Below are 12,356 nucleotides of genomic sequence, written 5' to 3'. Positions count from 1 at the left end.
GTTCACCCCCTTCTTCACCACCCGGGCCCCGGGCAAGGGCACCGGACTGGGCCTGTCCATCAGTCAGGACATCATCACGCGCCACCAGGGCCGCATCGACGTGAAGAGCCAGCCCGGACAGGGCAGCACCTTCACCGTCCGGCTCCCGGTGGCGCGGGAGTCCTGAACCGGCTCACCGCCCGCCCGCCCGCCCCCCGGGCAGCCCACGCCTCATGAATGTGACAGTTGCCGTCGGCGGACATCAGTCTCCATGGGCGCGAGGGACTTCCGCTTCCCGCTGAGTCCGTGGATGGCTACATGCACGCAGGGCCGCGCACACGGGGCGCGTACACACGAATGCATTTTGACGCAACCCAACCGGGCCCAAATGCGATAATCTCATAGGCGCTTTTCTTGGTTCTCAAGACCGGAGGCTCAACTCATGTGGATCGAGACCATCGTCATGCCCCGGGAAGAGCCAGCGCACTATTGCCCCGCGCCCCAGCGAGACCGCGCCGCCGTGCACGCGGCCGGGCGAGCGGAGAGCCAGCAGTTCCGCGACTCGGTGCTGAGCTACCTGCGGAACCATGAGCTGATGAACGCGGTGAAGTGGGTGAGCGAGCCGGGCAGCATCGCCATGGTCACCCTCCACTGCACCTCCGGCGTGCTGGAGAGGCTCCAGAGGGAGCCGCGGTTCGAAGCCGGTCGTTCCCTGTCCCTCACGGCCTACTGAAGCGCTGGGACCGGGTCCCCTCCTTACCTTCGCCCACACCCGCCCGACGGCGGGCAGGACGCCGGAGGTTCTGTTATTCAGGAGACCCATGACGGACACCCTCCGCTACGTGCCCAACGTCTCCGTGGACTCCACCCTGCTGTCTCCAGGCGCCAGCCGGAACGAGGGCCTCCCCGCCAGTACCCAGGTGCCGGTGCCGACCCACCGCGGCACGGTGCTGCCGCGCGTCCAGTGGAACGGAGATCGGCAGGACGTGGTGCCCTTCCAACGCGAGCGCTTCGAGGAAGTGCGGCCCCTGGGCCAGGGCGGCATGGGCGAGGTGGTGCTGCTGAAGGACCACGACATCGAGCGGATGGTGGCCCTCAAGCGCCTGCCGGAGGGCGCCGACCTGGACCGCCTGCTGCGCTTCGTGGAGGAGATCCGCACCGTCGGGCAGTTGGATCACCCGAACATCGTCCCGGTCCACGACGTGGGCATCGACCAGCGCGGCCGGTACTACTTCGTGATGAAGCACCTGCAGGGCGAGACGCTCGAGTCCATCATCGAGAAGCTGCGCCAGGGCGATCGCGCCGCGCACGCCCACTACACCTTCCCCATTCGGGTGCAGATCTTCATCGGCGTGCTCAACGCGCTGGGGTACGCGCACCGCAAGGGCTTCATCCACAGGGATCTCAAGCCCGCCAACATCATGGTGGGGCCCTATGGTGAGGTGACGGTGGTGGACTGGGGCCTGGCGCGGCGCGTGAGCCAGCCCGGGGAGACGGCCCAGGCTTCGGGCTCGACGGGGGCCGCGGCCACGAACCTGCGCGAGGCGGCCTCGCTGCGCACGCAGCTGGGCGCCGTGGTGGGCACGCCGCTCTACATGTCGCCCGAGCAGGCGCGCGGCCAGCATGACCAGGTCGACGTGCGCAGCGACACCTACAGCCTGAACGTCCTGTTCCACGAGTTCCTCTACCTGAACCACTACCTGGAGGGGCGCCAGTCGCTGGCGGACGTGCTCGAGGGCGTGCAGAAGCATCAGCCCGAGCTGTTCGAGATTCCGAACAACCCGCACCAGTCGGGTGTGCCCTGCGAGCTGGGGTGGTTCCTCACCAAGGGGCTCGCGAAGGACCCGGCGCAGCGCTACCAGTCCGTCGATGAGATGATGGAGGCACTCCGGGCCGTCATGGACGGGCGCATCCAGGTGCTCTGCCAGCGCACCGCCATCAAGCGCGGGCTGCACGGGCTGCTGCGCCAGGTGGACCGCAACCCCGTCGCCGTCATCATCGGAAGCACCCTGGCGGCCGGGGTGCTGCTCGCTTCCCTGGGGCACCTGATTTTCGTGCTCTTCAGCTAGCCGCCTCGTTCGAGTAGAGTTTCACGACATGCCCTCTGTTCCCAAAGGCTCGGATCCGGTCTCCCGGGACTGGCCCGGTGTGCCCGAGACCTCGGGCGCCTCGGGCGACGAGCCCTGGGCCACCACCCAACTGCTGCGGGCGCTCAACACGGCCCAGTCGGAGCTGCTCCTGGGCGGTGACGTCCCGGCGTTGTTCGAGCGACTGCTGGCGGTGGTGCTGGAGCTGACGGGCAGCGAGTCCGGCCTCATCGCCGAGGTGCGGCCCTCCGCCGAGGGAGTCCCCTCGCTCCAGGTGCTCGCCAGCACGCCGCGCGAGTGGGCCGAGGCCCTCCGGGAGCTCCCCGCCCCTGGAGACCTCCAGACAGGCGTGAGGGCCGCGCTCACCCCTTCCCCGCGCACCTTCCTGGGCCTGCCCCTGGAGGTCGGGGGCGAGCAGGTGGGGCTGGTAGGGCTCGCCAACCGCTCCAGTGGCGATGACGCCCGGCTGGTCGACTTCCTCCAGCCCCTCGTCACCACCTGCGGCGCCATGCTGCTCGGCCAGCGGCGGCGACATGCCCAGGAGGAACAGCTCCACGCCCACGCGCAGCGGGCGGAGCGACTGTCACTGGCGCTCGACAACGTCGAGAACGGCTTGTGGGACTGGGATTTCACCACCCGGAAGCTCTTCATGAGCCCGCACTGGCTGGGCCTGCTGGGCTACGCGGAAGAAGAACTCCCGGCCAACTTCGACATGTGGAAGCAACTATGCCACCCGGACGACCTGGCCGAGCTGAGTCAGCGCTTCCGCGAGTACCTGGAGGGCAAGACGCCTCTCTATGAGGTGGAGTACCGCGCACGGCGCAAGGACGGCACGTGGACGTGGACGCTGGGCCGGGCCAAGGTGGTGGCGCGCGATCCACAGGGCCGCCCGTTGCGCATGGTGGGCACCAATGTGGACATCAACGCCCGCAAGCGCGGCGAGGAGCGCCTGCGCGCCCTGGTGCGGGCCCTCCCGGACCTCATCTTCCGCAACAGCGCCGACGGTACCTACCTCGACTTCGCGATCAACAACACCCAGCAGACGGCGGCGCCGCCCGATTCCATCATCGGCCGCAACATCCGGCAGATGCCCCTGCCGCAGTCCGTCATCGACAAGTTCCTCCTGCACCTGGGGCGCGCCATCCAGCACGGCACCCTCGAGGTCTTCGAGTACACGCTGGACATGCCGCAGCTGGGAGGGCTCCAGCACTACGAGGCGCGCATCTACCGGAGCGGTCCCGACGAGGGCGTGTCCCTCATCCGCAACATCACCGCCCTCAAGCAGACGGAGGAGCGCCTGCGCCAGCAGGAGGAGGAGCTGCGGCGCCACCGGGACAGCCTCGAGGAGCTGGTGCGCACCCGCAGCGAGAAGCTCCGCCAGGCCACGCTGGAGCTGGAGGATCAGCAGGCCCAGCTCATCCAGGCCGAGAAGATGGCCTCGCTGGGGCAGATGGCGGCCGGCGTCGCGCATGAAATCAACAACCCGGTGAGCTACGTGATGAGCAACCTGGGGACGCTCGACGAGTACGTATCGGTGCTCGCCCCGCTGCTCGAGCTCCAGCGCGAGCTGATGGAGGGCCAGGTCCCCATGACCGACGAGGCCCGGGAGGAGCTGTTCGAGCGCATGCGCGAACAGTGGAAGCAGGGCGACGTGGACTACATCCTCGGGGACATGCCGGAGATGATCCAGGAGTCGCAGGCGGGCACCCGGCGCATCCTGGAGATCGCCCACAGCCTGAAGGCGTTCGCCCGGGAGGACTCCGGCGCGCCACAGCTCGTGGATGTGAACGCGGAGCTGTCCTCGACGCTGAAGATGGTGTGGAACGAGCTGAAGTACAAATGCGAGGTGAAGCGCGACTTCGGAGCGCTGCCGCCCATCAGCTTCCACCCCACGCAGCTCTCCCAGGTGTTCACCAACCTGCTCGTCAACGCGGCCCACGCCATCGAGACGCGCGGAGAGATCCGCATCCGCTCCCGGCACGAGGGCAATGACGTGGTGGTGGAGATCGCCGACACGGGCAAGGGCATGACGCCGGAGACGCTCTCCAAGCTCTTCACGCCCTTCTTCACCACCAAGCCGCGGGGCCAGGGCACCGGGCTGGGGCTGTCCGTCAGCTACGGCATCATCACCCGCCACAAGGGCCGCATCGAGGTGCAGAGCGAGCCCGGCAAGGGCAGCACCTTCATCCTCCGCCTGCCCGCCGTCACCAAGAACTGAGGGCCCTCAACGCCGGACCGCGGCCCCGTTCAACGGCAGCCGCAGCCGCGCGCGGCACCCGGGGCCCTCCGTCCGGTTCTCCAGGCGCAGGCTACCTCCATGCGCCTCGGCGATCTGCCGGCTGAGCGCCAGCCCGATGCCGCTGCCCTCGGGCTTCGTCGTGAAGAAGGGCACGAAGAGGTTGGCCGTGTCCGCCAGCCCAGGGCCCTCGTCCTCCACCCACACCTCCACCGCGTCCGGCGAGGGCGCCGTCCAGGAGATCCACACCCTGCCCCGCCGCTCCCGCGCCGCGTCCACCGCGTTGCGCACCAGGTTGATGAGGAGCTGCTCCAGCTGATCGCAGTCCGCGCTCACCGCGAGCATGGGGCCCGGGCGCACCTCCACCGGCAGCCGCGTCTCCAGCGCGGCCACCCGCTGTACCCACGGCTCCACCTCCACGGGCTCCAGCCTTGGCGGTGGAAGGCGCGCGAGCCGCGCGTAGGCGGACATGAAGCGCCCCAGCGCCTCGCTGCGCCGCGCGATGATGCCCAGGCCCACCTTCGCGTCCTCCTCCCAGTCCGCCGCGCGTGGCACCTGCGCCAGCGAGTCCCGCAGCGACTCGGAGATGGAGTGGATGGGCGTGAGCGAGTTGTTGATCTCATGGCTCAGCACCCGCACCATCCGCCGCCACGCCTCGCGCTCCTCCTCGCGCAGCGCCAGCCTCAAGTCCGTGAGCACCACGAGCTGGTGCGGCAGCCCGCCCTGCCGGAACGTGCCGCGCCGCAGCTCGTACGGCCCGCCCTCCATCGCGAAGGTGCGCGTGAGCCGCCGCGGCACCGGGCCCTCCAGCAGCTCCGTCAGCCCGAGCGCCCCCGCCTTCTGGTTCATCAGGTGCGCGCGGGGCAGCCCGAGCAGCCGCTCCCCGGCGCGGTTGACCAGCTTCAGCGTCCCCTCGGCATCGAAGCTGAGCACCGAGACGTCGATCTCCTCCATCACCTGGGTGAGCAGCGCCCCCGCCTCCAGCGCCCCCAGCCGCTGCTCGCGCAGGGTGTCGCCCAGGGCATTGGTCTCCAGGAGCACCTCGCCCAGCGGGTCTCCTCCCCGTGCCCCTCGACCGCGCACCGAGTAGTCCCCCTCACGCAGCGCGGCGAGCAGGTTGGCTACCGTCTGAAGGGGCCGGGTGACGCGCTCGCGCAGGGCGAGCGCCGCCCCCAGATACACGCCCAGCACCAGCACGGAGAATGTCCAGAACACCTTGGGGCTCGCGTCCCCCGTCCACAGGAGCACGAGCGCGGTGAGAGAACCCGGGAGCCCGGCCAGCAGCGCCAGCAGGAAGACGTGCACGTCGTGCGCGAGCTTCCCCCGGCGACGGCTCACCGCGCGCCCTTGATGCCGTAGTGCTGCATGCGGCGGTAGAGCGCGCTGCGCGACAGGCCGAGCGCCTTGGCCGCGTCGCTCACGTTCCCCTCGTGCCGGGAGAGGGAGCGCTCGATGAGGTGGCGCTCCACCTCCTCCAGCGTCATCTCCTCCAGCCGGGCCTGGCCCTCACGGCCACCGCCCCGGCGCAGGAGGAGATCCTCCGCCGTCACCTCGTCCCCGGCGGCCATGAGCAGCGCGCGCTCCACGGCATGCTCCAGCTCGCGCACGTTGCCGGGCCAGGGGTAGCCCATCAGCGCGTCCAGCGCGGACGGCGCCAGCTTCATGCCCGGGCGCCCGTAGCGCTGGCCCTGCACGCCGAGGAAGTGCGCGGCCAGCAGGGGGATGTCCTCGCGCCTGTCACGCAGCGGCGGCAGGTGCACCTCCACCGTGTTGAGGCGGTAGAGCAGGTCCTCGCGGAAACGGCCCTCGGCCACCGCCTTGGACAGGTCCACGTTCGTCGCGGACACGACGCGCACCGACACCCGGCGCACCTTGGAGGAACCCACCGGGTGCAACTCGCCCGTCTGGAGCACGCGCAGCAGCTTGGCCTGCTGGGTGAGCGGCATGTTGCCAATCTCGTCCAGGAAGAGCGTCCCGCCGTCCGCCAGCTCGAAGCAGCCGATGCGGTCCGCCTTCGCGTCCGTGAAGGCGCCCTTCACGTGGCCGAAGAGCTCGCTCTCGAAGACGCCCTCGGACAGGCCTCCCGAGTTCACCGCGACGAAGGGGCGCTCGGGGCGGCTGGAAGCGGTGTGGAGCCAGCGCGCCACCACCTCCTTGCCCGTGCCGTGCTCGCCCGTGATGAGGACGTTGGCCCCCGAGGGTGCCACGCGCTCCACCAGCCGGCGGATGGGCAGCATCGCCCGGGACTCCCCGACGAAGGCCGTGCGCTCCCCCCCCTTACGCAGGTGGGTGTTCTCCTCCTCCAGACGCCGGGAGCGGCGCAGTGCGCGGCCCAGCTCCAACTGGGTGCGCAGCGTGGCGAGCAGCCGCGTGTTGTCCCACGGCTTCTGCACGTAGTCGCGGGCCCCGCCACGCATGGCCTCCACCGCGCCCTCCACGCTGCCCCATGCCGTCATCACCACCACCGGCAGCGTGGCGTCGAGCTGGCGCACGCGCGCGAGCAGGTCCAACCCCTCGCGTCCGGAGGTGGTATCGCGCGCGTAGTTGAGGTCCATCAGCAGCACATCCACGTCCTCGGACTCCAGCATGGCCAGGACGCCGGCCGGGGACTGGGCGGTGAGGACGGTGTAGCCGTCGCGCTTCACCAGCAGACGCAGGGCCTCCAGCACGTCGATCTGGTCATCGGCGATGAGGATGCGCGCCTGCGGGGCGCTGCTGGGGGCGGTGGAAGCGGACTCGGACACGGCGGACACCTGAGAGGAAGAGACTCTGCCAGAAGCCAGGGACGACTTCAGTCGGCACGGAGGGTCTGGGCCGGGTCCACCCTCAACGCGCGCCGGGCGGGGACCCAGCTCGCGAACACGGCCACGCCCGCCAGCACCACCGCCGTCGCACCAAACGTCAGGGGATCCGTCGCCTCCACCCCGTGCAGCAGGCTGCCGAGCAACCGGGTGAGCACGCCCGCGGCCACGGCGCCCACCAGCACGCCAATCGCGGCCAGCCGGACCCCGTAGCCCACCACCAGGCGCACGACGTCCACGCCCCGAGCCCCCAGGGCGATGCGGATGCCCATCTCCCGGGTGCGCAGGGCCACCGTGTAGGACATGACGCTGTAGATGCCGATGCTCGAGAGCACCAGGGCGAGCACGGCGAACAGCCCGACGAGCCCGAGAACGAACCGGCGCTCCTCCAGCGCCCCCTCCACCAGCGAGTCCATGGGGGCCAGCCCCGCCAGTGCCTGGTCCGGGTCGAGGGACTTGAACTCCTGCCTCACCCCCGGCACCAGTGCGTTCGCATCACCGTCGCCGCGGATGGCGAGGAACAACGAGCGCCCGGCGAACGCCATGTTCCCGTCGGGGACCTGCTGGAAGGGAATGTAGATCTGGAAGGGAGCGGGCTCGTTCTCGCCAGGGCCATAAGCGGTGACGTGCTTCGCCACCCCGACGATCTCGAGGACATTGTCGGGGCCCCCGAAGCTGATCCGCTCGCCCACCGCGCCGCGGCCGGAGAAGAAGCGCCTGGCCAGCCCCTCGTCCACCACGACGACCTTCGCACTCCCCTTGCGATCCGTGGACAGGAATCCCCGTCCTTCGAGGATCGGAGTGCCCAGGGTCTCGAAGTAGTTGGAGGCGGTGATGAAGTAGGCGGCCAGCGGTGCCTCTCCCAGGGGAAGAGGAGGCTGACCCACGACCTGGAAGCTCGTCTCCGAGAAGCCAGCCAGGGGCATCCCGCTGGAATACGTCGCCGCGCGCACACCGGGCATCGTCTGAAGCCGCTCGAGCACCTGCTCGGGGAAATTCCGCAGCGAGTCCGCGCCTGGGAAGCGGCTCTCCGGCAAGGACATGCGCAGGGTGAGCACACCCTCGGGCCGGAAGCCCATGTCCAGTTGGCTGATCCGCACGAACGTGCGCGCCAGCAGTCCCGCGCCCACCAGCAGCATGAGCGCCAGCGCCACCTCGGCCACCACGAGCGTGTCACGCGCCCGCCCGCGGAAGCGCGCGGCCCCGGCCCCCGTGTCCTTGAGCGTCTCCACCAGCGACACCTGGCTGGCCCGGAGCGCCGGTAGCAGGCCGAGCAGCACCCCCACCCCGAGCGACAGCACGAGGGTGAAGCCGAGCACCTGCCCGTCCACGGAGAAGCTCGTGGCCGTGGGGATGCTCTCCGGGCGCGAGGCCGCCAGGAGGTCCACGCCCCACAGCGCCAGCACCAGCCCGAGCCCACCGCCCACCAGCGACAGCAGCGCGGACTCCACCAACATCTGGCGGATCAACCGGCCCCGCCCGGCTCCCAGCGAGGCGCGGATGACCAGCTCGCGCTGGCGCGCCGTGCCACGGGCGAGCAGCAGGTTGACGACGTTGATGGCGGCGATCAGCAGCACGAAGCCCACCGCCGCCATGAGGGCCAGCAGGCTGGGACGCAGCTCCTCCACCAGATTCTCATGGAGCAACTGGGCCTGCGGCATCACCTTGCTGTCGACGTCCGGCTGGGCCTCCAGCAGCGCCCGGCCAATGCCCTCGAGGTCCGCCCTCGCCTGCTCGAGCGTCACGCCGGGCTTGAGCCGCCCCAGCGCGAACAGCCCCGGGTGGTTGCCGCGCTGCTCGAAGAGCCGGGCGTCCGATCGGGACAAGGGCACCCAGAGGTCCCGCTCCGCGGCGAAACGGAAGTCCGCCGGCAACACGCCCACCACGGTGTGAGGCACGCCACTGAGCGTCAGGGTCCGTCCGAGGATGTTCGGATCCTGGCCGAAGCGCCGCACCCAGAAGCCATGGGAGAGCATGGCCACCGGAGGCCCGCCCCGGGTGTCCTCCTCGGGAAGGAAGTTGCGCCCCAGTGCCGGCTGCACCCCCAGCAGCGGCAGCAGCGAGGCACTCGCCAGACGGGCGGTGAGCCGCTCGGGGACATCCACCCCGGTGAGGTCATACGCCACGTTGCTGCGATAGCCCGCCAGATCGGTGAAGGTCCGCTGGCGCTCCCTCCAGTCCACGAAATCGGGAAGGCTGACGCTCATCCTCGGAAAGGCGGGCGAGCCCTCCCGGATGAAGACGAGCCGCTCCGGCTCCTGGTACGGCAGCGGGCGCAGCAGCACGCCGTTCACCACACTGAAGATGGCGGTGTTGGCGCCGATGCCGAGCGCCAGCGTGAGCACCGCCGCCAGCGTGAAGCCCAGATTCTTGCGGAGCAGGCGCAGCGCGAAGCGCGCATCCTGGAGGAGGGTGTCCATGAGGGGGGTTCCAGAGAGACGGGGGATCAGCGGATGCGCTCGTCCTGCACGACGCGGCCATCGAAGAGGCTCACCGTGCGCGTGCCGAGCCGCGCCTGGTTCGGGTCATGCGTCACCATGATGAGGGTGGCACCGCCCTTGTGGAGTTCGGAGAGCAGCTGCATCACCTGCTCGCCGTTCTTCGAGTCGAGGTTGCCGGTGGGCTCGTCGGCCAGGAGGATGAGCGGGTCCCCCGCCACCGCGCGCGCCACGGCCACGCGCTGCTGCTGACCGCCGGAGAGCTGCCCCGGCATGTGCCGCGCCCGGTGGCCCATCCCCACCCGATCCAGCGCCCGCTCCACCCGCTTGCGGCGCTCGTCCGCCGGCATGCCGCGGTAGGTGAGCGGCAGCTCCACGTTCTCGTAGACGGACAGGTCGCCGATCAGGTTGAAGCTCTGGAAGATGAAGCCGATGTGCTGGTTGCGCACCATCGCGCGCTCCGCCGGGGAGAGGTCCAACACGGAGCGACCATCCAACAGGTAGGTGCCGCGCGAGGCCGTGTCCAGCAGCCCCAGCACCGCCAGCAGCGTCGTCTTGCCCGAGCCGGAGGGACCCACGATGGAGACCCACTCGCCGGGGCGCACGGAGAAGTGGACGTCGGAGAGGGCGTGCGTCTCCACCTCCTCGGTCTCGAAGACCTTGGTCACCCCCTCCAACTGGAGGAGGGCCTTCTGCTGTGCCTGCGCCGGGGTCTCCATCCGAGTCGTCTCCTGTGCCGTCATCGTCATCGCCGTCATCGCAGCCTCACCCGCTCCACCGCGTCCCACGCGGTCATGTCCGAGAGGACCACCTGCTCCCCCTCGGCGAGGCCCTGAACGACCTCGATGGAATTCACCGAGCCCCGGCCGAGCCGCACAGGGACCCGCACCGCCTCGTCACTGCCCGCCACCAGCTTGAAGAGCGACACCGTGGAGTTCGGCTGCGCGCCCGTGGGCCGACCCACGGACAGCACGTTGCCCAGCCGCTCCAGCTCCACCGTGCCCTCCACGGTGAGATCCGGCCGCGCGCCCTTGGGCAGCTCGCCGGTGAGCGTCACCTCCACGCGCACCGTGCCCTGGCTCGCCGAGGGGGCGATGCGCGCCACCACTCCCTCCACGACGCCGTTGCGCGTGTCCACCTCGGCCCGCTGCCCGAGCTGGATGTCCCGCGCCTGCGTCTCCGCGATGCGCAGCTCCGCCTTCAGCTTCTCGGGCTGCACCACCCGGGCGAGCACCGTGCCCGGCGTCACCCACTGCCCCAGCTCCAGCGGCAGCTCCGACAGCACCCCGGGCTCACCCGCCCTCACCTGCATGGACTCCACCTGGGTCCGGCGGAAGCGCGCCACCGCCTTCAGCCGCTCGATCTGCCCCGCCTGTGCCGCGAGCTGCTCGCGCGTGCTGCTCTGGATCACGTGGAGGCGCTGGCGCTCGAGGTTGAGGCGCGTGGACAGCTCGCCCGCCCTGCCCTTCACCTGCTGGACCTCCAGCTTCGGGACGAAGGAGCGATCCATCAGTGCCACCGTGGCCTCGGCCTGGCTCTCGGCGTTGGCGGCCTCGGTCTGGAGCGTGGCGAGCACTCCCTCCTGGGAGATGCGCTGCGTCTCCAGGTTGGTGCGCAGGGCGATCAACTCCGCCTCCGCGCTGGCCAGCTGGCGCTCGGCCTCCAGGGCCTGGAGCTGGACGTCCGGGTTGGACAGCTCCAGCAGGATCGTCCCCGGCTCCACGGGAGTACCGGGCCGGACGTGGATGCGCTCGACGCGGCCCGCCGTGTCGGCGGTGAGCCAGCGGATGCGCTCGGGGACCAGCGTGCCCGCGCCCTTGACCTGACGAATCATCGGTCCACGCTTCACGGTGTCGAGCCACACGCCATTGCGCTCCACCGAGGGAGCGGCGGCGCGCAGGCGGGACAGGCCCACCGTCACGGCGACCAGCGCGAGGAGCCCGAGGCTCGCCAGGAGCCAGGGCGTGCGACGGGACTTGGGTTTCTTGGGGATGTCCACGCCCCGGCCTTGAGCAGACCTCGTGCCAGGGCCGAACGGCCTCGCAACCCCCTGGAATCACTCGGGATGGCAGGGGGGCCCCCGGGGGTTCTGCCCACTTGTGGAAAGAGTCGTCCCAGAAGCGGACAGCCCCTCCCGTTACGGCAGCAGCGTCGCCAGAAGCTCCGGCCGGCCCGCGAGGATCTTCTGGATGGCGGGCACGTAGGGGGTGAGCAACGAGCGCTTGAGGTCCACCCGCTCCACCCAGTCCCAGTCGACCATGCCGAAGGGCGGCTGGGGCTCGTACTCGATGATGGCCTGGATGCTCCGGGCAACGGTGTCCCCGGCGAGCCGCGCGGCCAGGGCGAGGCCCATGTCGATGCCCGCTGACACGCCGGCCGCCGTCATGGCCCGGCCGTCCTCCACCCACCGCTCGCGCACGGGCTGGGCGCCGAAACGGCCGAGGGCATCGAGGAAGGACCAGTGCGTGGTGGCGCGCTGGCCCTTCAACAGCCCGGCCGCGGCGAGGATGAGCGAGCCGGTGCACACCGAGCCCAGCACCTCAGCGGTGGCTCCCGCCGAGCGGACATAGGCCATGAGCGCCTCGTTCGTGATGGCCTGGATGGGACCGAGCACGCCGCCCGGGAGGACGAGGGCGAACGGCCGTGGGACGTCGGCGAACGTGCGCTCCGGGACGATGCGCATCCCGAGGTCGGTGGTGACGGGCTCCAGGCGCTCACCGACCGTGACGACCTCGAAGGGCCCGAAGTTCTCCAGCGGCTTGAGCACCTGGAGCGGCCCCACCAAGTCCAGCGGCGTCATCTCTGGGTACACGAC

10 protein-coding genes are annotated in these 12,356 nt (G+C 70.4%); 4 read left to right on the top strand and 6 right to left on the bottom strand.

All coding sequences use genetic code 11. The annotated features are described in order from the left end of the window. The 4 genes from VF794_RS09240 to VF794_RS09225 all read left to right on the top strand — a co-directional run. The coding region (locus VF794_RS09240) for an ATP-binding protein (RefSeq protein ID WP_331108861.1) at positions 1-166 on the top strand (166 nt) is incomplete at its 5' end. 255 nt (positions 167-421) lie between these two features. Then, positions 422-712 (top strand): hypothetical protein, encoded by a 291-nt coding sequence (locus VF794_RS09235; protein ID WP_331108857.1) that lies wholly within the window; start codon positions 422-424, stop codon positions 710-712. An 88-nt stretch (positions 713-800) separates the two neighbouring features. Further along, positions 801-2,048, top strand: a complete 1,248-nt coding sequence (locus VF794_RS09230) for a serine/threonine-protein kinase (RefSeq protein ID WP_331108855.1) — start codon at positions 801-803, stop codon at positions 2,046-2,048. 28 nt (positions 2,049-2,076) lie between these two features. Continuing rightward, positions 2,077-4,284, top strand: a complete 2,208-nt coding sequence (locus VF794_RS09225; RefSeq protein WP_331108853.1) for an ATP-binding protein — start codon at positions 2,077-2,079, stop codon at positions 4,282-4,284. Positions 4,285-4,290: 6 nt separating this feature from the next. Here the strand turns inward: VF794_RS09225 and VF794_RS09220 are convergent, their stop codons facing one another. The 6 genes from VF794_RS09220 to VF794_RS09195 all read right to left on the bottom strand — a co-directional run. Next, complete coding sequence (locus VF794_RS09220) at positions 4,291-5,640, bottom strand: sensor histidine kinase (protein WP_331108852.1); 1,350 nt, start codon at positions 5,638-5,640, stop codon at positions 4,291-4,293. After that, positions 5,637-7,046, bottom strand: coding sequence for a sigma-54 dependent transcriptional regulator (locus tag VF794_RS09215; RefSeq protein WP_331108850.1), 1,410 nt, complete (start codon positions 7,044-7,046; stop codon positions 5,637-5,639). Before VF794_RS09215 ends, VF794_RS09220 begins: the two co-directional genes overlap by 4 nt. A 47-nt stretch (positions 7,047-7,093) precedes the next feature. Then, on the bottom strand, positions 7,094-9,523 hold the full coding sequence (locus VF794_RS09210) for an ABC transporter permease (RefSeq protein WP_331108848.1): 2,430 nt from the start codon (positions 9,521-9,523) through the stop codon (positions 7,094-7,096). A gap of 26 nt (positions 9,524-9,549) precedes the next feature. Beyond that, a complete protein-coding gene (locus tag VF794_RS09205) occupies positions 9,550-10,290 on the bottom strand; it encodes an ABC transporter ATP-binding protein (RefSeq protein ID WP_331108859.1) in 741 nt (246 codons plus the stop codon). 5 nt (positions 10,291-10,295) lie between these two features. After that, complete coding sequence (locus VF794_RS09200; protein WP_331108846.1) at positions 10,296-11,540, bottom strand: HlyD family secretion protein; 1,245 nt, start codon at positions 11,538-11,540, stop codon at positions 10,296-10,298. A gap of 138 nt (positions 11,541-11,678) precedes the next feature. Then, positions 11,679-12,356, bottom strand: a 678-nt coding sequence (locus VF794_RS09195) for a DJ-1/PfpI family protein (protein ID WP_331108844.1), incomplete at its 5' end; no start/stop codon positions are given.

It is taken from the genome of Archangium sp. (assembly GCF_036389735.1).
In the GTDB taxonomy this organism is placed as follows: domain Bacteria; phylum Myxococcota; class Myxococcia; order Myxococcales; family Myxococcaceae; genus Archangium.
The sequence above is the reverse complement of the archived record's forward strand: the minus strand, read 5'-3'. Positions and strand labels throughout refer to the sequence as shown.

Bases quoted from the DNA above. Each gene is read 5' to 3' on its own strand.
- VF794_RS09230 (WP_331108855.1), top strand. From the start codon at position 801: ATGACGGACACCCTCCGCTACGTGCCCAACGTCTCCGTGGACTCCACC.
- VF794_RS09235 (WP_331108857.1), top strand. From the start codon at position 422: ATGTGGATCGAGACCATCGTCATGCCCCGGGAAGAGCCAGCGCACTAT.
- VF794_RS09205 (WP_331108859.1), bottom strand. From the start codon at position 10,290: ATGACGATGACGGCACAGGAGACGACTCGGATGGAGACCCCGGCGCAG.
- VF794_RS09225 (WP_331108853.1), top strand. From the start codon at position 2,077: ATGCCCTCTGTTCCCAAAGGCTCGGATCCGGTCTCCCGGGACTGGCCC.
- VF794_RS09210 (WP_331108848.1), bottom strand. From the start codon at position 9,523: ATGGACACCCTCCTCCAGGATGCGCGCTTCGCGCTGCGCCTGCTCCGC.